The organism is Caballeronia sp. DA-9, assembly GCF_051615025.1.
GTDB lineage: Bacteria > Pseudomonadota > Gammaproteobacteria > Burkholderiales > Burkholderiaceae > Caballeronia > Caballeronia sordidicola.
This window is the reverse complement of sequence record NZ_CP195133.1, coordinates 883,413-909,670: the sequence shown is the minus strand read 5'-3', so window position 1 is coordinate 909,670 and position 26,258 is coordinate 883,413. Positions and strand designations below refer to the sequence as shown.

At 61.1% G+C, this 26,258-nt stretch carries 21 protein-coding genes; 12 read left to right on the top strand and 9 right to left on the bottom strand.

All coding sequences use genetic code 11. The features are described from left to right. Positions 1-62: 62 nt before the first annotated feature. Positions 63-815 carry a class I SAM-dependent methyltransferase gene (locus tag ACRWA7_RS20310; protein ID WP_438395726.1) on the bottom strand — a complete coding sequence of 251 codons (753 nt, stop codon included), beginning with the start codon at positions 813-815 and terminating at the stop codon, positions 63-65. A 142-nt stretch (positions 816-957) separates the two neighbouring features. On the opposite strand from ACRWA7_RS20310, the gene ACRWA7_RS20305 reads away from it, so the two are divergent. The 5 genes from ACRWA7_RS20305 (at position 958) to ACRWA7_RS20285 (ending at position 6,050) form a co-directional block, all read left to right on the top strand. After that, positions 958-1,782, top strand: coding sequence for a helix-turn-helix transcriptional regulator (locus ACRWA7_RS20305; RefSeq protein WP_374728632.1), 825 nt, complete (start codon positions 958-960; stop codon positions 1,780-1,782). Positions 1,783-2,074: 292 nt separating this feature from the next. Beyond that, positions 2,075-2,659, top strand: coding sequence for a sigma-70 family RNA polymerase sigma factor (locus ACRWA7_RS20300; protein ID WP_060856871.1), 585 nt, complete (start codon positions 2,075-2,077; stop codon positions 2,657-2,659). Next, positions 2,659-3,426 carry an anti-sigma factor gene (locus ACRWA7_RS20295; RefSeq protein ID WP_438395724.1) on the top strand — a complete coding sequence of 256 codons (768 nt, stop codon included), beginning with the start codon at positions 2,659-2,661 and terminating at the stop codon, positions 3,424-3,426. Before ACRWA7_RS20300 ends, ACRWA7_RS20295 begins: the two co-directional genes overlap by 1 nt. Before the next feature lie 151 nt (positions 3,427-3,577). Continuing rightward, the gene (argH, locus tag ACRWA7_RS20290; protein ID WP_438395722.1) at positions 3,578-4,984 is read left to right on the top strand and encodes an argininosuccinate lyase; all 1,407 of its coding nucleotides are present in this window, start codon (positions 3,578-3,580) and stop codon (positions 4,982-4,984) included. 124 nt (positions 4,985-5,108) lie between these two features. Continuing rightward, positions 5,109-6,050: a bestrophin family protein gene (locus ACRWA7_RS20285; protein ID WP_438395721.1), complete on the top strand. Its 942-nt coding sequence runs from the start codon at positions 5,109-5,111 to the stop codon at positions 6,048-6,050. A gap of 58 nt (positions 6,051-6,108) precedes the next feature. On the opposite strand, the gene ACRWA7_RS20280 is transcribed toward ACRWA7_RS20285, so the two are convergent. From ACRWA7_RS20280 to apbC, 4 genes are all read right to left on the bottom strand, one after another. Next, the gene (locus tag ACRWA7_RS20280; RefSeq protein ID WP_060856867.1) at positions 6,109-8,406 is read right to left on the bottom strand and encodes an arginine/lysine/ornithine decarboxylase; all 2,298 of its coding nucleotides are present in this window, start codon (positions 8,404-8,406) and stop codon (positions 6,109-6,111) included. A 114-nt stretch (positions 8,407-8,520) separates the two neighbouring features. After that, positions 8,521-9,090 (bottom strand): dCTP deaminase, encoded by a 570-nt coding sequence (gene dcd, locus ACRWA7_RS20275; RefSeq protein ID WP_056351848.1) that lies wholly within the window; start codon positions 9,088-9,090, stop codon positions 8,521-8,523. A gap of 200 nt (positions 9,091-9,290) precedes the next feature. Beyond that, entirely contained in the window at positions 9,291-9,779 is a 489-nt protein-coding gene (locus tag ACRWA7_RS20270; RefSeq protein ID WP_060856920.1) for a superoxide dismutase family protein, read from the bottom strand. Between the two features lie 270 nt (positions 9,780-10,049). Further along, positions 10,050-11,138 carry an iron-sulfur cluster carrier protein ApbC gene (apbC, locus tag ACRWA7_RS20265; protein WP_438395720.1) on the bottom strand — a complete coding sequence of 363 codons (1,089 nt, stop codon included), beginning with the start codon at positions 11,136-11,138 and terminating at the stop codon, positions 10,050-10,052. A 269-nt stretch (positions 11,139-11,407) separates the two neighbouring features. Here apbC and ACRWA7_RS20260 point away from each other — a divergent pair, with 269 nt between their 5' ends. Further along, positions 11,408-12,064, top strand: a complete 657-nt coding sequence (locus ACRWA7_RS20260) for an OmpA family protein (protein ID WP_060856865.1) — start codon at positions 11,408-11,410, stop codon at positions 12,062-12,064. A 356-nt stretch (positions 12,065-12,420) separates the two neighbouring features. Continuing rightward, the gene (gene metG, locus ACRWA7_RS20255; RefSeq protein WP_438395718.1) at positions 12,421-14,550 is read left to right on the top strand and encodes a methionine--tRNA ligase; all 2,130 of its coding nucleotides are present in this window, start codon (positions 12,421-12,423) and stop codon (positions 14,548-14,550) included. Positions 14,551-14,612: 62 nt separating this feature from the next. Here the strand turns inward: metG and ACRWA7_RS20250 are convergent, their stop codons facing one another. Both ACRWA7_RS20250 and ACRWA7_RS20245 read right to left on the bottom strand, forming a co-directional pair. Further along, on the bottom strand, positions 14,613-18,668 hold the full coding sequence (locus tag ACRWA7_RS20250; RefSeq protein ID WP_438395716.1) for a translocation/assembly module TamB domain-containing protein: 4,056 nt from the start codon (positions 18,666-18,668) through the stop codon (positions 14,613-14,615). A 28-nt stretch (positions 18,669-18,696) separates the two neighbouring features. Next, positions 18,697-20,544, bottom strand: a complete 1,848-nt coding sequence (locus ACRWA7_RS20245; protein WP_438395714.1) for an autotransporter assembly complex protein TamA — start codon at positions 20,542-20,544, stop codon at positions 18,697-18,699. Positions 20,545-21,025: 481 nt separating this feature from the next. On the opposite strand from ACRWA7_RS20245, the gene ACRWA7_RS20240 reads away from it, so the two are divergent. The 4 genes from ACRWA7_RS20240 to panD all read left to right on the top strand — a co-directional run bounded on the left by ACRWA7_RS20240 (position 21,026) and on the right by panD (position 23,479). Then, on the top strand, positions 21,026-21,214 hold the full coding sequence (locus tag ACRWA7_RS20240) for a DUF3460 family protein (RefSeq protein ID WP_208603290.1): 189 nt from the start codon (positions 21,026-21,028) through the stop codon (positions 21,212-21,214). A gap of 83 nt (positions 21,215-21,297) precedes the next feature. Then, complete coding sequence (locus tag ACRWA7_RS20235; RefSeq protein WP_438396710.1) at positions 21,298-22,149, top strand: segregation and condensation protein A; 852 nt, start codon at positions 21,298-21,300, stop codon at positions 22,147-22,149. 98 nt (positions 22,150-22,247) lie between these two features. After that, entirely contained in the window at positions 22,248-23,081 is an 834-nt protein-coding gene (gene panC, locus ACRWA7_RS20230) for a pantoate--beta-alanine ligase (protein WP_438395713.1), read from the top strand. A gap of 11 nt (positions 23,082-23,092) precedes the next feature. Next, positions 23,093-23,479 carry an aspartate 1-decarboxylase gene (gene panD / locus ACRWA7_RS20225; protein ID WP_060856860.1) on the top strand — a complete coding sequence of 129 codons (387 nt, stop codon included), beginning with the start codon at positions 23,093-23,095 and terminating at the stop codon, positions 23,477-23,479. A 73-nt stretch (positions 23,480-23,552) separates the two neighbouring features. Here the strand turns inward: panD and ACRWA7_RS20220 are convergent, their stop codons facing one another. After that, positions 23,553-24,179: an AAA family ATPase gene (locus tag ACRWA7_RS20220; RefSeq protein ID WP_438395711.1), complete on the bottom strand. Its 627-nt coding sequence runs from the start codon at positions 24,177-24,179 to the stop codon at positions 23,553-23,555. A gap of 165 nt (positions 24,180-24,344) precedes the next feature. Here ACRWA7_RS20220 and ACRWA7_RS20215 point away from each other — a divergent pair, with 165 nt between their 5' ends. Continuing rightward, the gene (locus ACRWA7_RS20215; RefSeq protein WP_438395710.1) at positions 24,345-24,764 is read left to right on the top strand and encodes a PaaI family thioesterase; all 420 of its coding nucleotides are present in this window, start codon (positions 24,345-24,347) and stop codon (positions 24,762-24,764) included. 14 nt (positions 24,765-24,778) lie between these two features. Here the strand turns inward: ACRWA7_RS20215 and ACRWA7_RS20210 are convergent, their stop codons facing one another. Beyond that, positions 24,779-26,254: a cobyric acid synthase gene (locus tag ACRWA7_RS20210; protein ID WP_438395708.1), complete on the bottom strand. Its 1,476-nt coding sequence runs from the start codon at positions 26,252-26,254 to the stop codon at positions 24,779-24,781. Between the last annotated feature and the right edge of the window lie 4 nt (positions 26,255-26,258).

Here is a 26,258-nt window from a genome sequence, read left to right as displayed (position 1 = left end):
CTGGGGCGGGTTTGTCCCATGCAAAGCCGGGCGGTTTCGAATCCCACCCGGCTTTTTTTTCGTCACTCCGCTTCCAGCATCAGCGCATCCAGTTCAAACGAACCATCGTCCTGAACCGCGAAATACTGGCGCACTTCGTCCGGCGCGTTTTTCCACAGCGAACGGATCGCCGTCACCCGTTCCGGCGGCGTGCGCATTCTCGCGACCCATGTATCGAATTGAAGCGGCAGGCGCCAGCGACTGCGAATCTCCGCCTTGAATCCCGCCCGCGCGAATAAAGCCAGCCATTCGTCGCCTCGATAATCCCGGATATGCGAGCCATCGCGCAGCACTTCGACGGCCTGGATATGGGTATCGAGTAACGGATGATCCGCGCCCGCGATGTCCACGAACACCACGCGGCCGCCCGGTTTCAGCACGCGCCGCACTTCCTTGAGCGCGGCGGGCACATCGTGCCAATGATGGGCGCTCATGCGGCTCAACACGCGGTCGAAGGTGGCGTCGGGAAAAGGCAGGCGCTCGGCGGGGCCTCGTTGCGTCGTGATGTTCGCGAGCCCGCGATCTTTCGCCGCCGCGGCAACGGTCGCCAGCATCTGCTCCGCAATGTCATACGCCACCACGTTTTTGGCGTGCGGCGCGACCGCAAAACTCACGTGACCCGCGCCGCAGCCCAGGTCGAGCACGACAGCGTCGGGAACCGCCGCGACTTCGCGCGCCAGTTCCTGCAGGTCAGCGCCGGTTGCGTGAACAGCGCTCGTGAGGTACGCGGCGGCGGTCGAGCCGAAGGCGTCGGCGACCTGATCGTGATGTTTCATGGGTAACTCCAGGTTTTTGTGGGTGTTTTCTCGGCGACTGCAACGCTACAATAAGCGCCGCCTTGTACCGGTACAAGTTGTGCGGTTATTCTGGTATCCAAAGTACCCGAACGTCGGATTGAAACTATTTCAACGTGTGCTCATGACCTTGTCGTCCCCTTCCGTGCCTAACGCCAATACCGCACCGCCGCTCGATGCCACCCCGGCGCGCGCGCTGGGCGACTTTATCCGTGCGCATCGCGAGCGGCTTTCGCCAATGGCGGTCGGCTTGCCGCCCGGTCCGCGCCGCCGCACGCCCGGTTTGCGTCGCGAGGAAGTTGCGCAATTGTGCGGCGTGAGTCCGACCTGGTACACGTGGATCGAGCAGGGACGGCCGGTGTCGGCTTCCGCCGATGCCCTCGCGCGCATCGCCGTGGCATTGCAGCTTTCGCGCGCCGAGCGCGCCTATCTGTTTGAACTCGCCGCCCAGCGCGATCCCGCCGAGCCCGATCCGGCGGCGCAGGACGCGCCTCTATCGCTATTGAAATCCGTGGAATTGATCGATGCCCCCGCCTACGTGCTCGACCGCCAATGGAACGCGCTGCGGTGGAATGTGCAGGCGGCGCAATTATTTGTCGGCTGGCTTGATGGCGAGCAGGATCGCAACCTGCTTTCGTTCACCTTTACCGGGGTGGGCGCGCAGAGTCTGATCGTGGATTGGGAGACGCGGGCGCGGCGGCTGGTGGCCGAGTTCCGGGCCGACTCGATTCGTCATCTGAACGATGCCCCGACACGCGCGCTGATCGATTCACTCAGCGCCGCAAGCGATGCGTTCGCGCGTTTCTGGGCGTCTCAGGATGTGGGCGAGCGCGAAGGCGGCACGCGGGAATTCAACCATCCCACGCGCGGCCGCCTTGTGTACGACCAGATTACGTTCAAGCCCGCGCATCGGGAGGATTTGAAGCTGGTGATGCTGGTGGGCGTTTAAGCAGGAGATTGCCGGGCAGTTTCAAGCGCGGATTCGCGCGCCCGGCGCCCAAAAAAATGCCCGGCCTATTGGACCGGGCGAAGCCGCTTCTCCCCGGCCAAGGCCGGAGGAGAACGGGGACACGTGGTGAGCTGCGCCGGCTGCGCGGGATTTTTCGCGCTTGCCAAAACGGGCTCGTATCCGTGATTACGTTTGAAAAAGCGAAACGGATTCATCCGGATGCAAAAAAACCAATGCGGATCAACGCGATTATTTCGGTAATATCAGTCGCGCCGCCCACCCGACCGGTCCCATGACGACAATCCTTTCCCAAGACCCGACACCCGACACCCTCGTGCAATTGCTAGACCGTGTCGCCACCGAAGACGCCGCCGCGTTGCGCGCGCTCTACGATCTGACTTCATCGAAACTGTTTGGCCTCGCGCTCCGTATATTGGTGAAGCGCGAGTGGGCCGAAGAAGTCTTGCAGGATGCGTTCGTCAATATCTGGCGATACGCGGGCGACTACAAAGCAGGCCTGTCCGCGCCGATGACCTGGATGGCGGCGATTGTCCGCAACCGGGCACTCGATTATTTGCGGCGGCAAAAAGCCAACGGGGCCAGCGCCGAAACCGAATGGAGCGACGCGTTGGACGATACCTTGCCGGCAAACGAGGCAGATCCCTCCGACCAGATGCTGATGAGCCAGGAAGCACGGCAACTCGCGATCTGCATGGAACGGCTCGAAGCCAATCAGCGCCAGGCGGTGGCGCTTGCGTACCTGCGTGACCAGAGCCACAGCGAAGTGGCCGACGTTCTCAAAGTACCGCTCGGCACAGTGAAGTCGTGGATTCGTCGCGGCCTGGAAAAACTCAAGACGTGCCTGGGAGGGCTGTGATGGATCTGCATCGATACGCAGGCCTCGTCGATCAGCTTGCCGCCGAATACACGCTTGGCGTATTGCGCGGCGGGTCGCGAAGACGATTCGAAAGTATTTCGCAGCATGATCCCGTCATCCGGCTGGCCGTTGAAACGTGGCGCTTGCGGCTCGCGGCCATGACCGAGCTCGGGCCGGCTGTGGCGCCGCCTCCCGAAATCTGGCCGGCTATCGAACGGCGCTTGAATCTCGTGAATGCACGCCGCGATGCAGCCGCGGCTCGTCCGGTCGCACGCCCGAAACCGAACTGGTTCGAGAACCTGTCGTTCTGGCGCGGCTGGTCGATCGCCGCGACCGCCATTGCCGCTATCGCGCTCGTGGTGTCGGTGCGCGAGCTTTCCACGACAACGCCCGTACCCGCGCCTACGCCCGTGCCGCAAGTGGCGCAGGAACCGCGAATTGGCTATGTGGCCACCCTCGCCGATGAAAAATCCAACGCGCGCATGCTCGTGACTTGGGATGACCGGACATCGGAAGTGACGGTACGGCGGTTGAGCGGATCGTCCGATCCTTCCGATAAATCCATGCAGCTTTGGGGTTTGCCGAAGCAGGGACATCCGGTGTCGCTTGGCGTGCTGCCGGTCGGCGGAACCGCGAAGTTCAAGGCCGCTTCTGTGAGTGCGTATCCGGTGCTGGCGGTTTCGGTCGAACCGGTTGGCGGCTCGCCGAACCCCAATGGGCCGACCGGGCCGGTGGTTTATACGGGTAAGGTGATTCCGGCAGCTTGATGGTTTTCACGCGGTGAATCCGAAGGGGCGTCGTAAGGCGCCCCTTTTCTTTTCGACGGTCTCCCAAATGGTTGCGGGTCTGTCATTGCCTGTAAAATTGGCAGTTCCGCCGTTTTCCGTCCTCGTTTTCAGTCCTCTTACGAACATCACTATGACGTCCCAACTGCACAAGAAAGGCGAAGCCTGGTCGGCTCGCTTCAACGAACCGATGTCCGATCTGGTCAAGCGCTATACGTCATCGGTGTTCTTCGACAAGCGTCTGGCGCTCGTCGATATCCAGGGCTCGCTCGCCCACGCCGCCATGCTGGCCGCGCAGAAAATTATCGGCGATGCGGATTTCCAGGCCATCCAGAAAGGCATGACGCAGATTCAGGGCGAAATCGAGCGTGGCGAATTCGAATGGAAACTCGACCTTGAAGACGTGCACCTGAACATCGAGGCACGGCTGACTGCGCTTATTGGCGATGCCGGCAAGCGCCTGCACACCGGCCGCTCGCGCAACGATCAGGTCGCGACCGATATCCGTTTGTGGCTGCGTGGCGAGATTGACCGGATTGGCGAGCTATTAGTGGAACTGCGCCGCGCGCTGATCGATATTGCCGAGCAGAATGCCGGAACCATCATGCCGGGCTTCACCCATCTGCAAGTGGCGCAGCCCGTGACGTTTGGTCATCACCTGCTGGCGTATGTGGAGATGTTCACGCGGGACAGCGAACGCATGGCCGATTGCCGCAAGCGCGTGAATCGCTTGCCGCTGGGCGCTGCCGCGCTGGCTGGAACGAGCTATCCGATCGATCGTCAAGCCGTTGCCAAAACCCTCGGCTTCGATGGCATCTGCGCCAATTCGCTCGACGCCGTATCGGATCGCGATTTCGCCATCGAATTCACGGCCGCCGCCGCGCTGATCATGACGCACGTCTCGCGCTTCTCCGAAGAACTCGTGCTGTGGATGAGTCCGCGGGTGGGTTTCATCGATCTGGCTGATCGTTTTTGCACCGGCTCGTCGATCATGCCGCAAAAGAAAAACCCCGACGTGCCCGAACTTGCGCGTGGCAAGACGGGACGCGTCAATGGCAATCTGGTTTCGTTGCTGACGCTCATGAAGGGTCAGCCGCTCGCGTACAACAAGGACAATCAGGAAGACAAGGAACCGCTGTTCGATACTGTCGATACCGTCTCGGACACCCTGCGCATTTTCGCTGAAATGGCAGCGGGCATCACGGTCAAGCCGGACGCCATGCGCGCGGCGGCGTTGCAAGGTTTTTCGACGGCAACGGATCTGGCCGATTATCTGGTGAAACGCGGCTTGCCCTTTCGCGATGCGCACGAAGCCGTGGCGCTCGCCGTGCGCATTTGCGTGGATCGTGGCTGCGATCTGGCGGATCTGACTCTCGAGGAAATGCGCTCGGAATTGCCGAATGTTGCGCATTTGATTGGCGAGGATGTATTCGAGTACTTGACGCTGGAAGGGTCGGTTGCGAGCCGGAACCACGCTGGCGGGACAGCGCCTGAACAGGTTCGGGCAGCGGCGAAGGCGGCGCGGGCTGCGTTGGGGTGAGGTTGATGTCACGGTCCGGCCAGCCCACAACGTAGCCGTATTGGCTACATTCGTAGTCAATAAGGCTACAGCCTCGCCGGATCCCAGCAATGGAATGCGGTCAACTCAGTCAAATCCGGTTCCCATGATCATCCGCCCCAAACTCCACTGGTTCCGCATGCTGTTCGTCTGGCGCGGCTCCGTGCTTCCGCAACTCCTGCCCCGGCTCGCGCTGATTTTCGTGCTGTCCGTCGCGGCAATCGTGATGCACGATCACGTGCGCAATTATCCGGTGGGACTCGGCACGCCGCCGTTCGCCTTGGTTGGCATCGCGCTCGCGGTATTCCTCGGATTTCGCAATGGCGCGAGCTATGAGCGCTGGTGGGAAGGCCGCAAACTCTGGGGCGGATTGTCCATTCACGGCCGTTCGCTCGCGCGTCAGGCACTGACCCTGACACGCGGCGTCAAGGCCGAGGACACACATGAATTTATCGCGGCAATCGGCGCGCTTGGTCATGCGCTGCGCCACGAAATGCGCCGCACCGACGCGCTTCCCGATCTCGCCACGCGCCTGACGCCTGCGTTATATCAGCGCACGGTCAAAGCGCAGAATCGATCGACAACCATCCTGCGCTGGCTCGGCGAATGGGCCGGTGTACGTGCCCAGGAAGGCGCGCTCGACGGATACGGCATGCTCGCATTCGAGCAGAATCTCAATGAGCTTTCGGGTGTGATCGGCGGCTGCGAACGTCTGGCTTCCACTCCTTTGCCCTTCTCATACTCAGTGATGATCCACCGGACGGTCTACCTGTTCTGCGTGCTGCTGCCGTTCGGTCTTGTCGATGGCGCGGGCGTGCTGACGCCTCTTTTCGCATTGCTCGTCGCATATGCATTCATGTCGCTGGAAGCCATCGCGGCGCAGATCGAAGATCCGTTCGGCCTGGAAGAAAACGACCTTGCGTTGAATGCGCTCTGCGATGCGCTTGAAAACATGCTCCACGACATGACCGCCGATCCCGACTTCAAGCGGCCGCCGAAAGGCTTGCCCGAACCCGGGGTGACGGAACGCAGGTTTATCGTGACTTAAATGAAAAAGGCCCGCTTGAGCTTATGCGGGCCTCCTTCATTGCCATTTAGCTTCCGGCTTAACGCTCGAGCGCCACGCAATCGACGAAATACTCGATCCGCCCGTTGATCATCTCACCGACCAGCCCGTGGATATCCGTATGGAAACCCGGGAAGCGTTCGTTGAATTCGCGCGCAAAGCGCAAATAATCCACGATGGTCTTGTTGAACCGCTCGCCCGGAATCAGCAACGGAATGCCCGGCGGGTACGGCGTCAGCAGGATTGTCGTCACGCGGCCTTCGAGTTCGTCGATAGGCACCCGGTCGATCTCGCGATGCACCAGCTTCGCATACGCTTCGGACGGCTTCATGGCCGGTTCCATGCTGGAGAGATACATTTCGGTCGTCAGCCGCGCAATGTCATTCGCTCGATAAACACTGTGAATCTGCTCGCATAAATCGCGCAATCCCATGCGCTCATACGACGGATGCTGTGCAATGAAATCGGGCAGCACGCGCCACAGCGGCTGGTTGTTATCGTAGTCGTCCTTGAACTGCTGCAGTTCGGTGACCATGGAGTTCCAGCGGCCCTTCGTAATGCCGATGGTGAACATGATGAAGAACGAATACAGCCCGGTCTTCTCCACAATGATCCCGTGCTCCGCCAGATACTTCGTCACGATGGCAGCCGGAATGCCCGTCTCGCCGAACTCGCCGTCAACATCGAGCCCCGGCGTGATGATGGTCGCCTTGATCGGGTCGAGCATGTTGAAGCCTTCCGCGAGCGCGCCGAAACCATGCCAGTGGTCGTTCGGCTTCAACACCCATTCTTCGCGGTCGCCAATCCCCTCCTCGGCCAACGCTTCCGGTCCCCACACCTTGAAGAACCAGTCGTCGCCGTATTCGTCGTCGACCTTGCGCATGGCGCGGCGGAAATCGAGCGCTTCCGCAATCGACTCTTCCACCAGCGCCGTGCCGCCCGGCGGCTCCATCATGGCCGCAGCCACGTCGCACGACGCGATGATCGCGTATTGCGGGCTGGTCGACGTATGCATCAAATATGCTTCGTTGAAGCGGTGTTTGTCGAACGTGCTGTTTTCCGAATCCTGAACCACGATCTGCGATGCCTGCGAAATGCCCGCGAGCAGCTTGTGCGTGGAATGCGTGGCGAACACCAGCGCGCCCGTACGCGGACGCCCCGCGCCAATGGCGTGCATGTCCTGATAGAACTCGTGGAACTCGGCGTGCGGCAGCCATGCTTCGTCAAAGTGAAGCGTGTCCAGCATGTCGCCGAGCAGGTCCTTGATCATCTCGACGTTGTAGACAATGCCATCGTACGTGCTTTGCGTGATCGTCAGGATGCGCGGCTTCACGTTCGGGTTCTTCGCGAGCGCTTCGCGTGCGAACGGATTGGCCTCGATCTTCTTGCGGATGTTTTCCGGCTTGAATTCGTCGCGCGGAATAGGCCCGATCAGGCCGAAGTGATTGCGCGTTGGCGTCAAAAACACCGGAATCGCGCCCGTCATGGTGATGGCGTGCAGGATCGACTTGTGGCAATTACGATCGACCAGCACGATGTCGCCCGGCGCGACGGTTGCGTGCCAGACAATCTTGTTCGATGTCGACGTGCCGTTGGTCACGAAGAACAAATGGTCCGCGCTGAAAATGCGCGCCGCGTTGCGCTCCGACGCCGCCACCGGTCCGGTGTGATCGAGCAGTTGGCCGAGTTCGTCGACGGCATTGCAGACGTCCGCCCGCAACATGTTCTCGCCGAAAAACTGATGGAACATCTGGCCCAGCGGATTTTTCAGGAATGCCACGCCGCCCGAGTGCCCGGGGCAATGCCACGAGTACGAACCCTCTTCGGCGTATTGCACGAGTTCCTTGAAGAACGGCGGCGCAAGCGCATCGAGATACACCTTCGCTTCGCGAATGATGTGGCGCGCGACGAACTCCGGCGTGTCCTCGAACATGTGGATGAAACCGTGCAGTTCGCGCAGGATGTCGTTGGGCAAGTGCCGCGACGTGCGCGTTTCGCCGTACAGGAAAATCGGAATGTCGGCATTGCGCCGGCGCACCGCCTGCACGAACGCGCGCAGCGCAACGATGGCGGACGCCAGTTCTGGCGCATCGCCCTCGGCCAGCACCACGTTGCTGTCGGCATACGGCAGCAATTCGTCGTCATCGATCGACAAAATGAAACACGACGCGCGGCTCGATTGCTGCGCAAACGAAGTCAGGTCGCCGTAACTCGTCAGCCCGAGCACCTCGACGCCTTCGCGCTCGATCGCCTCGGCGAGCGCGCGGATACCGGAACCCGAGATGTTCTCGGAGCGAAAATCTTCGTCGATGATGACGACGGGAAAACGGAACTTCATGAGGCGAATCTCCAAATGGAACGACCGCTGACCGAGTTGTGCATGCTCGAGTCCAGCGGTCTTTCAAAAAGCGTTGCAATGACGTTCCAAACTGCACTATCTGCAGCAGCAACGTCAGGTTTTCGGCAGCGTTACGCCGCTTTGCCCTTGATACTTGCCCCCACGATCAGCGTAGGAAGTCTCGCAGATTTCGTCGCTTTCAAAGAAGAGAACCTGCGCCACGCCTTCGTTCGCGTAGATTTTGGCAGGTAAAGGTGTCGTATTTGAGAATTCGAGCGTCACGTAGCCTTCCCATTCCGGCTCGAACGGCGTCACGTTCACAATGATCCCGCAGCGCGCGTAGGTGGATTTCCCGAGACACACTGTCAGGCACGAGCGCGGAATCCGGAAATACTCGACCGTGCGCGCCAGCGCGAAGGAATTCGGCGGAATGATGCAAACGTCGCCCTTGAAGTCGACAAACGATTTCTCGTCGAAATTCTTCGGGTCGACGATCGTGGAATTGATGTTCGTGAATATCTTGAATTCGTCCGCCACGCGGATGTCGTAGCCATAGCTCGACGTGCCGTAACTCACGATCTTCCTGCCGTCTTCGGACACGCGCACCTGATCGCGCACGAACGGCTCGATCATCTTGTGCTCTTCGGCCATGCGCCGGATCCACTTGTCGGACTTGATGCTCATAGGGAACGCTACCCAACGAAAGAAGCAGCTTTGGAGAAGCCGCTGTGCTTGAAACAGGGCGTGGCCGGAAGCCGGGATTGCGTGCAGAAGCACGTCAAAGCCGGGGGGAGCCGCCGAGAAGCGCGTATTTTACTTGATGTGATGAGCCACACGGCGGGACCTGGCCAAGAAGCCAGGCTGATTGCTTTAGTGGCCTGATTTCATTGACGAATCACGCCGCACGCGAGTGCGGGTCCTGCGCCGCGTGGCGTGAGCGAGTACGAGTCGGAGGTATCGCGATGAAGCAGAACGGCGCGCGCGAGCACCGAGCGCACGCCGTCGAGCGAAACATCGGGCGCCACGATGAATCCGGTGGCCGAGCCGTTCGCATCGGCGCGAATGGTGGCGAGGTCGCCCTCCACTTTCGAGCCCGACCGGCTGCGGTCCGCTGCGGGTGCGAAGACCGGGCCGCCATCGGATGAATTCGAGACGATGCAATCCCCGCGCTCGTGAATCTGCAGCGCGTGCTCGCTGTCAGGCGGCATGCCGGACAGGTTATAGGAAACCTGTACGCCATCCGAGCGTTCGATGAACGTCACCGACCCGGCCACGTTGCTGCCCGCGGTGGGTTGCAATGTGGCATCGGCGCGTTTCTCGTGGGTCTGGAACAAAATGCCACAGCCGCCGAGCAGCAATGTGCCGGCGGTCATTGCCAGACCCGCGGCTACGCCCAATACCGCGCGCGTTCGCCAGCGCGACACGGTGTTCAGGATCGGGCTTGCCGTGGCAGGCTGGCTGCCCGATCCAGACCCGTCGAATCTTCGTTTCATGCAATCCTCATGGCGACCCGCGACCACCCCGTGTGCTCACCTGACCGCGCCAATGGAAGGCCACATGATACCGCGACACGCATGAGGCACATCCTTAAGGCACATCCTTGAGCGACAGGCACGAGTCATATCGTTCGCGCCCGCCGCCGTTCAGGTGTTCTGCACCACGATGCTCGGGAACATCGAGGTCATGTCGCGCTGGCGTTCCGCAATCGCGATCGCAACCTTGCGCGCGATCGACCGGTACGCATCGGCGATCTTGCTGTCCGGCTGCGACACCACGGTCGGCTGGCCGGCATCGGTTTTCTCGCGGATGGCGATATCCAGCGGCAGGCTGCCAAGCACCGGCACGCCATATTCCTTCGACATGCGCTCGCCGCCGCCCGCGCCAAAGATATGTTCTTCGTGGCCGCAATTGGAGCAGATATGCGTGCTCATGTTCTCGACAATGCCCAAGATTGGAATGCCGACCTTCTCGAACATCTTCAAGCCCTTTTTGGCGTCGAGCAGCGCGATATCCTGCGGCGTGGTGACGATTACCGCGCCCGTCACCGGCACTTTCTGCGACAGCGTGAGCTGGATGTCGCCCGTGCCCGGCGGCATGTCCACGACCAGGTAATCCAGATCCTTCCAGTTGGTCTGGCGCAGCAATTGTTCGAGCGCGGACGTGACCATCGGGCCGCGCCAGACCATCGGATTGTCCTGCTCGATCAGAAAGCCGATGGAATTCGCCTGGATGCCGTGGCCGACCAGCGGGTTCATCGATTGATTATCGGGAGACTCCGGCCGGCCGCTGATGCCGAGCATCATGGGCAGCGAGGGGCCGTAGATATCGGCGTCCAGCATGCCGACCGACGCGCCTTCCGAAGCCAGCGCAAGCGCCAGGTTCACTGCGGTCGTGCTTTTGCCGACACCGCCCTTGCCCGACGCCACCGCAATGATGTTCTTGACGTTCGGCAACAATTTCACGCCGCGCTGGACGGCGTGCGCCACCACTTGCGACGATACATCCACGCGTACGCCGGCCACGCCGGGCACCTTGGTGATTGTGTCGGACACGAGCGTGCGTATAGCCTCGAACTGACTTTTCGCCGGATAGCCCAGCACGAGATTGACGCCGACATTGGCGCCGTCTATGGTCACGTTGCGAATGCTTTTAGTGTCCGCAAAAGAGCGGCTGGTATTGGGATCGATCAGACCGCCGAGGGCGGTGTCGATCTGGGCGCGATCAAGACTCATCGAGACTCCGTGGGAACGCTTGTTGCGAAAAGGGATCGAACACTTTCGCGCACGCGGTATGAAATTTGAAAGGAATTGTTGCACGACATTGCGTGACGGACGCGTGCACTGCACTATCCCACGCTGCCATGGTCTGGGGACGCATCGTTTTAATCGCTTGAATCCTTGACCGTATTGTAGTGGCAGGCGCAACGGCTCGCCGGAAGACCCCACGGGGAACTCCTGCGTTCACCGGGCGGCTGCCTTGATTGAATCCTGGAGAAATGACAATGAACTCGAAAATGATGACGCGCTTGTCCGTAATCGCAGTAGCCGGCGCGCTGGTCGCCGGTTGCGCCACCCAGCAGGGCAACAATGCCGCAGTCGGCACGGGTATTGGCGCCGCGACCGGCGCGGGCCTTGGCGCGATCTTCGGCGGCGGCAAGGGCGCGGCAATCGGCGCGGGCGTAGGTGCGGCGGCGGGCGGCATTACCGGTTACAACTGGCAGGCCATCAAGGGCAAGCTGACGGGCGCCACGCAAGGCACGGGCACGCAAGTGACCGAGCAGCAGGATGGTTCGCTGAAGGTGAACATTCCGAACGCAATTTCCTTCGATACCAACAGCTACGCAATCAAGCCGACCTTCGCGCCGGTGCTCGATCAGGTCACGCAGACGCTGGTGCAGCACCCGGAACTGGTGGCCCAGGTGGTTGGCCATACGGATAGCACCGGCCAGCCGGCCTACAACCAGACGTTGTCGCAAAATCGCGCGCAAAGCGTGGCGTCGTACCTCGCCGGTCATGGCGTAGCGGCGCAGCGTCTGGCGGCGCAAGGCATGGGCCAGACCCAGCCTATCGCCGACAATTCCACGGAAGCCGGCCGTGCACAGAACCGTCGCGTTGAAATTTATCTGCGCGCCACGGCTCAGCCTGGACAGGTGCAGTAAGTGGATTGATTTACAAGGGAGATTGACAGTTTCGCCGCATCGCTGGTGTTTTGATCGATTCCCGAAAATATCGCGGGAATCAGAAAATATTTGAAACTTTGGCCGCGCGGCGTGTGTCTGTATTAACGGTAGGTGGCTGGCAGTGTGTTGTGCCGCCACGTGCCATTCTCCTCTTGTCGTTGTTGCTCCGGGGCCGCTATATTGCCCCGGTTTTTTTTCGTCCGGAATTTGAGAACGCCGGGTTTCGCCCCTGCGCGAGCCGCGTCCCCTGTCCCAGCGTGTCGCCTGCCTCCTGCTAGAATCGTGATTCGCTTTTTCACGCATTCACTGAATCTTCAACCGCAGGCCAGCGCCTTATGTCATCGTCAGCACCGATTCCCGCCTCCGCCCCCGCTCATCGCCGAATCCTGGTCACGTCCGCGCTTCCGTACGCGAACGGTCAGATTCATATCGGCCACATGGTCGAATATATCCAGACGGATATCTGGGTCCGGACGCTGCGAATGCACGGTCACGAGGTCTATTACGTCGGTGCAGACGATACCCACGGCACGCCGATCATGCTGCGCGCCGAGCAGGAAGGCATTACGCCGAAAGAGCTGATCGAACGCGTAGGCAAGGAACACAAGCGCGATTTCGACAGTTTCGGCATCTCGTTCGACAACTATTACTCAACCGACGCCGAAGAAAACCGCGTCCTGTGCGAATCCATCTATAAGTCGCTGCAGGAAGCCGGTCTGATCGATGCGCGCGAGATCGAGCAAGCCTACGACCCGGTCAAGGAAATGTTCCTGCCGGACCGCTTCATCAAGGGCGAATGCCCGAAATGTGGCGCGAAGGACCAATATGGCGACAACTGCGAAGTCTGCGGCTCGACTTACCAGCCGCTCGACCTGATCAACCCGTATTCGGTGGTGTCGGGTGCAACGCCGGTCCGCAAGACGTCGACGCACTACTTTTTCCGTCTCTCCGACCCGCGCTGCGAAGATTTTCTGCGCGGCTGGGTCAGCGGCCTCGCGCAGCCGGAAGCCACGAACAAGATGCGTGAATGGCTTGGCGACAAAGGCGAAGCGAAGCTCGCCGACTGGGACATCTCGCGCGATTCGCCCTATTTCGGCTTTGAAATCCCGGGCGCGCCCGGCAAATATTTCTATGTCTGGGTAGACGCGCCCGTTGGCTATTACGCCAGCTTCAAGAACCTGGCGGATGCGCGCGGCCTCGATTTCGAAGAGTGGATCCGGCCGGGATCGAAAACGGAGCAATATCACTTCATCGGCAAGGACATCCTGTATTTCCACACGCTGTTCTGGCCGGCCATGCTGCAGTTTTCCGGCCATAGAACGCCAACGAACGTGTTCGCTCACGGTTTTCTCACCGTCGACGGCGCCAAGATGTCGAAGTCGCGCGGCACGTTCATCACGGCGAAAAGCGTAATCGATACAGGCATCAATCCCGAGTGGCTGCGCTATTACTACGCGGCGAAGCTGAACCACACCATGGAAGACATCGACCTGAATCTCGAGGATTTTCAGGCGCGCGTCAATAGCGATCTGGTCGGCAAATACATCAATATTGCGAGCCGGGCGGCGGGTTTCCTGATCAAGCGTTTCGATGGCCGCGTGCAGGACAGCGCGATGAATCACCCAATGCTGCTGCAATTGCGGGCGGCTGTTCCGCAGATCGCGGCGTTGTACGAAGCGCGCGAATACGGCCGTGCGCTGCGCACCACCATGGATCTCGCCGATACGGTCAACGGTTATGTCGATACCTCGAAGCCTTGGGATCAGGCGAAGGACCCGGCGAACGCGGCCGCGCTGCACGAAACCTGCAGCGTCAGCCTGGAGGCATTCAGGCTGCTGTCGCTTGCGTTGAAGCCGGTGTTGCCGTTGCTGGCGGAATCGGTGGAAGCGTTTCTTGGCATCAAGCCGCTCGTTTGGGCCCATGCAGCCACGCCGCTCAGCGCTTCGCAGCCGATCAACGCGTATAAGCACCTGATGACTCGCGTGGATCCGAAACAGATCGAGGCGTTGATCGCAGCGAATCGTGAATCGGTCGCGCCGGGTCAGGCTGCGGCTTCGGCTGCTGCACCGGCATCGGTATCGGCGTCGAAGAAAGCCGTAAAGGAAAAAGCGCCGGAAGCAGAAGGCACGATTTCCATCGATGATTTCGCAAAAGTCGATCTGCGTATTGCGAAGATTGTGGATTGCACGGCCGTGGAAGGATCGGACAAACTGCTGCAACTGACGCTGGACGTTGGCGAAGAGAAAACGCGCAATGTGTTTTCCGGCATCAAGTCGGCATATCAGCCGAGCGATCTGATCGGCAAGTTCACGGTGATGGTCGCGAACCTGGCGCCGCGCAAGATGAAGTTCGGCCTGTCGGAAGGCATGGTGCTGGCTGCATCGTCCGACGACGAAAAAGCGGAACCCGGCCTGTATATCCTTGAGCCGCACAGCGGCGCAAAACCGGGAATGCGCGTGAAGTAAAAGCAAAAACCAAGCAAAGACAAGAGCCGTTCAACTGACGTTGAACGGCTCTTTTTTCATCCCTACTTTTCTGACGGCCGGTTTCTTCGCGCCCACGAATCAAAGCGCCGCGTGTAAAGCAGGTCGAGCCCCTGGAACGTGCCGCCATACGCGGAAACGGACCAGAAACGGGAAAGGCTCAGCGTCATCTTGATGGCGTTGCTTGCGGATTGCAGCCCCTGCTCGTAACCGAGCACGAGCCGTTCATTGATTGCCTTCGAGAGCATCACAACTTGCGGATCGGTCAGCCCGACCTCACTCGTGCCGATGGAAAACTCATCGAGCCCGAAGGTCTGCGCGATGCGCTTGCCGCTTGCGCTTCCAAGCAATGCCAGTGCGTTGGTCATCGCGCTTTGCTGGCCCACGTTGTTGCCCTGGTCCGTGCCATGCCCGAACAGCAGCCACGAGAGCTTTTCGTTGTCCGGCACGTTCGGCTCGGAAATCAGCTTGGCGTTGGGCGCCTGCACCGTTCCCGTGACTTGCACGCCCGCTTCGATTTCCTGGTTGCGCCGCATTGCGAGGATGTTGATGCCCGGATTCGTGACCGGGCCGTTGAACGTGAAAAATCCGTTCTCGATGCCAAGTTTCCGCCCGAACGCCGTGTACGTTGAACCCGGCGTGACCCGCACATTGCCGACCGCGCGCAGCGGCATGTTCGGCGCGCTCATGGCGGTGATGGTGCCGGCGAGACCCAGGTCGGCGCCCGCGCCACGGAAACGGAACTTCTGCCCGAGGTCGATATCGATATTCGCGCGCGGCACAAACGCCCCCACGGGTTTCTCGCCAGTTGCGACGACGTGCTGATCCTCGCCCTTCACAGTCCCGTCGGGACGCACGATCACGACGTCATCGCCCAGCGACGGCGCGGATTGCTCCGGCAAGTCGAAAAGCGCGTGATCGACGGTGAACTTGCCATCGATATTGATGCCGCCCTTCAAACCAGCATTTGCCACCGACGCGCTGCCCGACAATTGCAGTTGCCGGTCCGGCGACGCAAACAACTCAAGCTTGTCCGCGATAATGCTCGCCGTCAGATCCGGCTGATCCTGGTCGAGCCGCACCTTGCCGGTCGCGCGCAACGTGCCGCTCGCGCCGTGGAACTCGACCTGCTGCAAATCGACGAGATTTTCCGACAACGCAATACGAATGACGCCGTCCTTCAACTGCACGCCCTGGTCGATCACCGTCACTGAAAGCGCGTCGCCCGTCAGCATGCCGGACACAGTCGGCTTGGCCACGATTCCCGCAATGGTCAGCTTCAGGCCAAGCCGGCCATCGAGCAAATAGGTCGGGCCGATCAGCCCACCCGTTGTGCGCAGCGTCGGCACGCTGGCGTCAATGCTGCCGTTCAGCGGCGCTTCGTCGGACACGGTCAAGACACCGTCGCGCGAAACCAGCGTGGTGTGGACATTGGCGTCGATCACGCCGATACGCGACGCCTGTGCATGCAGCGTAGCGTTAAGCCGGTTGCCGCCGGTGAAATCGGCGCGGGCTGCAATGTCCGTGATGCCGAGCGCAGCGACGCCACGGGCGGCGTCGATGGACACGTCGCCGCCGCGCCGCTTCACTTGCACGTAGCCCGTCGCGGTGGCGCCAAGCGCGAAGTTCCAGTCGCCGTCGAATACGAGATCGGTCTTGATGGGCGGCGGACCGCCCATCAGTTCCTCGCGGATTTCGAGCATCCGGAGCACGGAAAGGTTGGTGAGCGATCCCGCTGAACTGATCCTGCCGTTGTCGAACGCGAACGACTTCAGGTCGAGCGCGGCACCTTCCGCCGACAACCGCGTCGCGCCGAGCGCAATGTGATTCGGGGCGTAGCTCACGGTAAGCGGTGCTTCGAGATTCAGATTCGGCGTGCCTTTATTCGACAACCGCGTGACCGTGCCGTCCCAATGCGCGCCGTCGCGGGCGTCAGTCAGGCGGCCGTTGGCAGCGAGCGTCAGATTGACCGCGTTGCCCCGCAACTTTCCAACGGCGGTCGCGTTAAGCGTGTGATTGGCGCGCGTGCCGTTCAAATTCGCATCGAGACTCGAAAGATCGACGCCGTCAGTGCTGACATCGCGCGCCTGCAACGTGAAAACCAGCGCTCCGTTCGCGCCATCGCGCGCTTCGGCCCGCCCTTCCGCATGTCCCACGCGATTGGCGCCGAACACCACGCTGTCCGCCTGATAGTTCGCGGCCACATTCGGATGCGCGAACGAACCGGTCAGATCGCCGTCCGCCTTGACGAGACCCGCGAGGCCAAAACCCAAACGTTCGAGCTGCGGGGCGTCGATGCGAAAACGCAATCGATCGCTCGGCGTACCGAAACTGCCGTTCAGATCGACATTGTTTCCCGCGATGGAAAGCGTCGCGTTACTGGGCAGGATGCGCATGCCCACGACCTGAATGGTGCCCGCGCCGGTGAGCGGCAGGTTGTCGTAAACGCTTTCGCCCAGCTTGAATTGCGCTTTCGTAGTGAGCACTGGCGCGAGAACGCCGGTGGCCGAGAGCGTTCCATTCACGCGTGCTTCGATGGTGCGCGGTTTTGCAGCAGGCTTTTTGGCACCCATCGCGGGCGGCGGCGTTGCGATCAGTTGCTCGGACAACAGCAGCGGATTGAAATCAACAATCTTCGCTTTCACATCGTAGGTCGAATGCACGTCTTTCTTGAGCGCGCCGCTTAATTCAATACGCCCCGTCCCCGCAGTCAACTTCACGTTATCGAAGGCGGTCTGCTTTGCGTCCAGCGTGATCTTGCCTTGCGCGCGCAACGCGGCTTTGGCGTCGTTGAGATCGAGGGTGATGGTCTGCGTGTCGCCGGCAAGCTTGATGCCGATCGGGCCACCAAACTGCGTCGGCCGGATCGTCGATTCGATCTGGCTCAAATCGAGTTTCGCCACTTTCAGGTCAAACTCGCCCTTGCCATCTTTCAAGGCTCCGCCGCCTGTGAGCGTCGCCTCCTTCAAGAGACGCACATTCAAGCCCGAGATGGTCTGCTCGGATGCATCGAGTTTCACGTTCGCCCGCGCGTCGATCAGCGGAATCAACTGCTTGTCCACCGTGCCCGGTTTCGCATTCACAATGGAAACGGGCCCGGTCACCACAAGCGCGTTGGGCGTTGCCGGATCGGGCTTCAATTCGGCTCGCAGCGCGAGGTCCGCGAACGGCGCGCTCGCGCTGAACGCCTGCGGATTCACGTGATCTACGCTCACGAGCGCGCGCTTGAGCGGCACCTCGCCAAACGGCTCGGCCTCCACGTGCGCACTGCCCTTCAGCTTCATGCCGCTTGCATCGATATCCGCCGTCAGGTTTTCAAGCGACCCCGCGAGGCGCGCGGCGACCTGCACGGTTTCGTCGCTCACCTTGCCGGAATATCCAAGGTCGCCCGTCAGCGGAAACGGCCGCGCGCCGCCATCGAGTTTCAACGCCGCCGTGACAGCACCGAAAGGTGTATCGAGGCGCTGGACAGTGGCTGCATGATGGCGTCCGTCGCTATGACCCGAGAGCGCGAGGCGGGAAAGCTCCGTGGTCGTCGCGCCTTCGTGCAGGCGCAGCTTGTCGAGCGTGACGTCGCTGATAACAAGCTGGATTGGCAAGCGCAAATCCGTCGGCAACTGGACCGGGCCGCTGCTTTTCTGCGATGGCGCAATCCGGGCGTCGACCGTTCCCACATGCAAATAATCGATGGTGAACCGCAACGGCGCGCGCGTCAGTTCCCATCGGCCGGAGACGCTGTCCACCGCGATATCCGTACCCGTGCCGTCGAGACTTTTCCAGTGCACATTGCGCAAACGCAGGCCGGTCGAGATCGCGCCGCCATCGAGCGTGCCGCTCAACCGGCCGCCCAGCAGCGACGTAGCCGCCTGCCACACGTAACGCGTGCCGCGTTCGCTATTCAAGCCGTACAAGATCATTGCAAGGCCAAGGGCGAAGCATAGAACGATGACCAGGACAATGCCGCCCAGCCACTTGGCCAGACGCCGCCAGCCGCCGCGCGGCTTCTTGGGTGCCGGAACGGTGTCAGCAGACGCGCCATTGCCCCGGCCCTCCGAAGGGTCCGCTTTCTCAGCAGGCGTTTGGCCGTTGCGTTCCGTCATGCGCGAAAAAACACGTTATGCAAGCTCATCAAAAGGCAATTCCAAGCGTCAGGTACGGACGGATGTCCCGGTTCTTGAAGCCATATGCAACGTCCACGTTCACGGGTCCAACCGGACTGCGCCAGCGCACGCCGACGCCCGCGCCGGGTTCGAAGACCCGCTCGCTCCAGGTGTCGGCGGCGGCGCCTATGTCGAAGAAGGCCGCGCCGCCCCAGTCGTGCGAAAACCAGTGCTGATATTCAGTGCTGCCCGTCATCAGATATTTGGTCGGCAACACCGAGCCGCCAACATCGTGACCAATACTTTGATAGCCATAACCCCGTACCGAATTCGCGCCGCCCGCGCGAAACAGCAGCGACGCCGGAATTCCGCTCGACCCGCCCGCGGTGAACACGCCGCCGAACTCCGCCCGGAACACGAACAGGTCGCGCTTGCCAAGCGGCAAGTATTGGAGCAGGTTCGTGTAGACACGGCCGAACGTCTGGTCGGTGAGAATGCCCTTGATCGCGAAATCGGCTTCGGCGCGAATCAGGTTGCCCGAGCGCGGAAACAGCGGATCGTCCACGTTGCGGCGCACCCATTGCCACGAAGGTACCAGCGCGCGGCTCGTCGTAGGTGGTCCAACGTTCTGCGTTAGCCGATCGTCATAGAAAAGCAGCGCATACGTGGTGTCGATGTTCTGCAGAGAGCGCGAACGCTGCACGCCCGCGCGGGCGCTGTAGATGCGTGTATCGGACACATTGGTGTTGGTGTACGACGCGAGCACGCTGTTCACCCACGCCCGGTTGCCCGGCGGCATGGCGAGCTGGACCTGTCCATACTGCTGCGTCTGGTCGATACGCCCCGACACCGTGAACGGATAAGCCTTCCCGAACGTGTCCAGATAGCTATAGGCGCCCTGAATGTGCGGCCCGGTATCCGTTGCATAGCCCACGCCGTAGCGCACGCTGTTGTACGGATATTCGCTGACCTTCAGGTGCATCGGCGTTTCGACGGGCTTGGTCACGTCGTTGTCGGCGTCTATGGCGACCGACGCGTAATACGGCGTGTTCTGCAACTGCCGCTGCAATTCGTTCACGCGGGCGATATCGTAGATATCGCCTTCGTGGATAGGGTTGACGTTGTGGATGATCTGCTCGGGATAACGCCGCACACCCGACACGTCGAGCTTGCCGAAGGTGAAGGTCGGGCCGCTGTCGAACGTCACCGACAAATCCACAATATGCGTGCGCGGATTCACCCGCGCCTTCGATTCCGAAATTTTCGCGCCCAGATAGCGCCGCGACTGGAGCGCTTTCAGCGACGCGTTTTTCGCGTCGTCCCATGCGCCTTGCGAGAAAGGATCGCCCTCGTGGATGGAAAACGCGAAGCGCGCGGTGTTTTCCTGCGCACGATCCTCTTCCGTGATCGCCCCCTTGAAGGTGAGCGAAACGGAAGCCACCTTGGTCTGCGGACCCGGATCGACAGAAATGGTCACGGAGCGCTTGTCGCCGTCGCGTTTGACGTCGGTACGCACGACGGGCGTGAAGTATCCGTCAGTGGCAACGAGATCGCGCACTTCCTGCGGGGTGGCCGTCACAAGGAAATCGAATTGTTCGTCGCTGATGTCGTCGCGTTTCTTGAATCGCGACAAATCCAGATGGTCTTTCAGCAGTGACCGCACGCTGCGGGGTGCATCGATATCCACGTCGTACTTGGCGTGCGCGGGCACCGCAAAGGCGCAAAGCGCCAGCGCGTGGAGCGACCAGACAACGCGACGCACGAATGACGACGCACGCAAAGGCGCGTTCGACGATGCAACCGGCAGCAAGCGCCGCCGCCGATGCTCGGCTGGTCCGCGCCTGAAGCGCAGCAGATCAAACAGGCGCCCCGCCAAACGTGACCTCCGGGTGGAATAAGACAATGTATTAGGCAACGCGGGATTGCTTCCGCCCGAAACGGCGGTGGGTTCAGCAGGCGCTATTTCACCACATCGGCGGCGCCGGCTGTCCCGAAAGCGCTTATTCAACCGATGCGGAGAGTGCTCGGAATTCTTGCGTCGCGGCGGCGCAAAAACAGGCGCAGCGGGCTCCCGGACGCGCTCCGCAAAATGCAGAAGTGCGGCTTGGACGGCTCATTACCGCGCTTGTTCCGCGATTTTGCAATTAATGACAGGGTTTCCACGGACTTGGTGGCTTGCCAGCGATCGAGCCGCTTTTATAGGCCGGATGGCCAACGTCCGTTCTTCCCGCGGGTTTACCGCTCCGCGCCCTGACGCTTGCGGTAAAATTGCATTTGTTCCCGGCGGCGTTTCTCCGAGTTTCACCCGAAATGCCGCTGCGCCCGTTTCTGAATCGCTCTGAGCCAACGGAAGTCGAATCATGTACCAGTCGGACATCACCCAGTTCATCAACAAGCTGAAAGAGCAAAAACCTTCGCTGGAAGACGAACAGCGCAAGGGCCGCGCGCTCCTGTGGGACAAGCAGCCTATCGACCTCGACGAACGCTCGAAACTCAAGACATCGCGTGTCGAGCAAACGTCCTACGTCTATTACCAGAACTTCTGAACGTGAGTTCCGCGCGCGACGCGCAGCACGCTGCGGATCATCCGGGACAGCCGGCGAAGGCTCATCGCGCCGACGACCAATCTGTGGACCGCGCGGGCGATCGCGCCGCCGCGCTCGCCACGCCGGCAACCGACTCCACGCCGAATACCATTGACGGCGTGGCGTTCGCGCATCTGTATGGCGAACCGCTCTGGAAGCTGCCAACTGACCTGTATATCCCGCCGGACGCGCTCGAAATCTTTCTCGAGGCGTTCGAAGGTCCGCTCGACCTGTTGCTGTACCTGATCCGCAAGCAGAATTTCAACGTTCTGGACATTCCGATGGCGGACGTGACGCGCCAGTATCTTGGCTACGTCGACCAGATTCGCGAATCGAATCTGGAACTCGCGGCGGAATATCTGCTGATGGCCGCCATGCTGATCGAGATCAAGTCGCGCATGCTGCTGCCGGTGAAAAAGGCGGATACCGGCGAGGAAGCTGAAGATCCTCGCGCAGAACTCGTGCGGCGACTGCTGGAATACGAGCAAATGAAGCTCGCGGCGCAGCGTCTGGATCGCATTCCGCAACTTGGCCGCGACTTTCTGCGGGCGGAAGTCTACGTCGAGCAAAGTTCGGCGCAACGTTTCCCGGATGTCGATGTCAACGACCTGCGCGCCGCCTGGGCCGACGTCATCAAGCGCGCGCGGCTGGTCGAGCATCACAAGATCTCGCGTGAGGAATTGTCGGTACGGGAACACATGAGCGTGATCCTGCGACGCCTGCAAAACGCCCGTTTCATGGAATTCGGCGATCTTTTCGACCCCTCGCGCGGCGTACCAGTCGTGGTCGTGAATTTCATCGCCATGCTGGAATTGTCGCGTGAGTCGCTGATCGAGATTACCCAGGCCGAGCCGTACGCGCCTATCTACGTGAGACTCGCGTATTCGCCGGCGTGAACGCGAATACCGTCCATCAAGCGCAATATTCCATAACCCTTCCTTTTTTGCCTCATGAGCCGCGTTTTTTGCGCCGCCCGCAAGGAGTCACCCGCTAGATGAAAGTTATCAGCTCAATCCATGAACTGCGCGATCAATTGCGCGGCCAGAACCGAACCGCCTTCGTTCCGACAATGGGCAACCTGCACGAAGGCCATTTGTCGTTGATGCGCCTGGCGCGCCAGCATGGCGATCCGGTTGTAGCAAGCATTTTTGTGAACCGGTTGCAGTTCGGGCCGAACGAGGATTTCGACAAATACCCGCGCACGCTGCAAGACGATATCGAGAAGCTTCAGGCCGAGAACGTGTATGTGCTGTTCGCACCGACCGAGGCGGATTTGTATCCGGAGCCGCAGCAATATCGCGTGCATCCGCCGACCAATCTGGGCGATATCCTGGAAGGCGAATTCCGGCCCGGCTTCTTTCAGGGCGTGTGCACGGTGGTGATGAAACTGATGTCGTGCGTGCAGCCGCGCGTGGCCGTGTTCGGCAAGAAGGATTACCAGCAACTAATGATCGTGCGGCAGATGTGCCATCAATTCGCGCTGCCGACTGAAATTGTCGCCGCCGAAACCGTGCGCGACACCGACGGACTTGCGCTCAGTTCGCGCAATCGCTTTCTGGCAACGGCCGAGCGCGCCGAGGCGCCGGTACTGGCGCGGGCCTTGAACCGCGTGCGCGACGCCGTGCTGTCGGGCAATCGCGATTTTGCATCGATTGAGAAAGAAGCCGTGGAATCGCTTGCCCAGCGGGGCTGGAAGCCGGATTACATCGCGGTGAGAAAGCGTGTCGATCTGCTGCCGCCCGGCCCTGCGGACACTGCCGCGCCGCTCGTGGTGCTGGCCGCGGCCAAACTCGGCACCACACGCCTTATCGACAACCTGGAAATCTGAACGAGGAACGCATGCAGCGAACGCTGTTGAAATCGAAAATTCATCGCGCGGCAGTCACGCATTGCGAACTGCATTACGAAGGCTCGTGCGCAATCGACGAAGACCTGCTGGAGGCAGCGAATCTGGTCGAGAACGAGCAAATAGATATCTGGAACGTGAACAACGGTGAGCGGCTGACGACCTACGCCATCAAGGGCGAGCGCGGAAGCGGCATGATTTCGCTGAACGGCTCGGCGGCGCGGCGCGCGCAGTTGGGCGACCTGGTGATCATCGCGGCGTTCGCGCTCGTGGACGAAACCGAACTGAAAGCAGGCTGGAAGCCGGATCTGGTTTTTGTCGATGAAAAAAATCGCATCAAGGGCAATCGCGATCACGTGCCAACGCAGAACTGGACTTGAATCAGCGGCATAACCCGCACAATGAAACGCCGGTCGGCTGCAAAAGCCACCGGCATTTTTTTAGGCTAAAAACCTACTTCTTCGATACCCACTCAATAATCGGTTGCCACTGCTCGAGATCCTTCTCTACCCGGCTTCGCGCCACATCCCAGATGGTCAGGCCGTGCGCGGCGGCTTGCACGTAGTTTTGCGTATCGCGCAGATAACCGAGCACCGGCAAGTCGAGCCCTTCAACGAACCGATGCAGTTGATCCGCCGATTTCGTGCGGGCGTCCACGCGCATTCCCACTACGCCGACCTCAATACTGCCCTTGCGGATTGCCTTTTCCTTCTGCAGACGAACGAGAAAATCCTGCGTGGCGAGGATATCGAACATGGATGGCTGCAGCGGCACGATCACCTTGTCCGCCAGTTCCAGCGCGAGCGCGAGCCGAGTGCCGTGAATCCCGGCCGGGGTATCGATGACCGCTTTTTCCAGGCCCTTCGGTGGCTTGGTCGGTGCGTCCACGTTGGTGGTCCACTCTTCGATCCTCGGCAGCATGTCGGAGCGCAGGCCAAGCCAGCCGTGCGCCGACTGCTGTTTGTCCAGGTCCGCGAGCGCGACCCATTCACCGTTCGCCGCGAAATAACCGGCCAGATTCGTCGACAGCGTGCTTTTGCCCACGCCGCCCTTGGGATTTGCCACCACGATCACCGTCATAGATCCATTTCCACGTGTTTTGCCGGTGCGACGGGTCTGAAAACCTGGCCGCTCCGTAAGCGCTGTAATAAGTGAAAAGTTCGAGCCGTTGATACTATCGGATTTACTTGTTTCAATCCACGCACCTGTCAAAGACCCGCCTCTTCAGCCTAAGGATCATCCGAAATGGCAGCACTTCGCCCCGATGTCACCCTTGAACACTTGCGCAAACGCCAGCGCGGCACGCTGCCCGATTTACTGGGCGTGGAAGTGGTATCGGTGGAAAGCGGCGCGCTCACCGGCACGCTCGCCATCCGTCCGGAAGTGCTGGCACCGAACGGGTTCCTGCATGCGGCGACTGTGGTCGGGCTGGCGGACACGTGCTGCGGCTATGCTTGCCTCGCGCATTTGCCCGAAGGCGCCAAGAATTTCACGACCATCGAATTGAAGAGCAATCACGTGGGAACCGCGCGCGACGGCGTGATTACCGCGAAGGCGACAGCCGTGCATCTCGGACGCAGCACGCAGGTCTGGGACGCGATCGTGACGAACGGCGAGGGGAAAACCATCACGCTGTTTCGATGCACGCAGATGATCCTGTATTGAGTCCGCAGCGGCCTTCAGCCGAATAACGCCGCGAGCGCTTCGAGGTCCAGCGATTCCCCGAGGGTATCGGCAAGACGGTCCAGCGAGGCCTCGCGCAGTGCCGAGTAGTCGAGCTTCTGCGCGTCGCGCAAACCGGCCCATTCAAGCAGCGCCGCGCAGGCTTCGGGGGTATCGAAGACGCCATGAAGGTAGGTCGCGGCGATCTGGTTATCGGCGGAGATGGCGCCGTCCGGGCGCTCGCCTTCCAGCATGACGGCCGGCCGGGCGAGCGCCGCGCCCGACGTGCGGCCCATGTGGATTTCGTAGCCGCGAACCGGTGACGGCACGCCGCCAATGGTCAGCCGGCCACTTACGTTATCGAGCAGTTTGTCGGCGGTCAGCGTGGTATCGAGTTCCAGCAGTCCCAGGCCGTTCACGCAGCCGGCGGGACCTTCGAAACCGTTGGGGTCATCGACCGAACGGCCCAGCATTTGCATGCCGCCACAAATTCCCAGGACTTTGCCGCCGTATCGAAGATGCCGTTCAATCGCCCTGTCCCAGCCGTTTTCGCGCAGCCACGCCAGATCGCGCTGCACGCTTTTCGATCCCGGCAGCACGATCAGATCGGCCGGCGGCGGCGCGGTCCCGGCGCGCACGTATGAAAAATCCACTTGGGGATGCGCGCGCAATGCATCGAAATCGGTGTGATTGCTGATGCGCGGCAACGCTGGGACGATCACCTTCAGCACCTCGGCGCCGTCGCCGCGGGTGTGCAACTGGCTCGGCAGCATATCCTCGGCGTCGAGCGTAAGCCCGTGCAGGTATGGCACGACGCCCAGCACCGGCTTGCCGGTCTGCGCTTCGAGCCAGTCCAAACCGGGTTGCAGCAAGCTGATGTCACCGCGAAAACGGTTGATCACGAAACCGCGAACGCGCGCCCGCTCGGACTCTGACAAACACGCGAGCGTCCCGAGCAAATGCGCGAACACGCCGCCACGGTCTATATCCGCCACCAGCACGACCGGGCAATCCACGCGCTCGGCAAAACCCATATTGGCAATGTCCCGGTCCCGCAGGTTCACTTCGGCCGGACTTCCTGCGCCTTCCACGATGATCGCGTCGAACCGTTGCTGCAGGCGGGCGTACGAGGCGAGCACGGCATCGAAGGCGATGGTTTTGTACGCGTGGTACGCGCGGGCGTCGAGATTGGCGTGCGCGTGGCCGTGGATGATCACCTGCGCGCGGCGATCGCTCGTTGGCTTGAGCAGCACCGGATTGAAGTCGATTTCGGCATCGACACCCGCCGCGATCGCCTGCAATGCCTGGGCGCGGCCGATTTCGCCGCCATCCACGGTGACCGCGCTGTTGAGCGCCATGTTCTGCGGCTTGAACGGCGCGACCTTCATCCCGCCGCGCCGCGCCAGCCGGCAAAGGCCCGCGACCAGCGTGCTTTTGCCGGCATCGGAGGTCGTGCCCTGGATCATCAGCGTGCCGCGCGGTGCGAATTGCATGGTA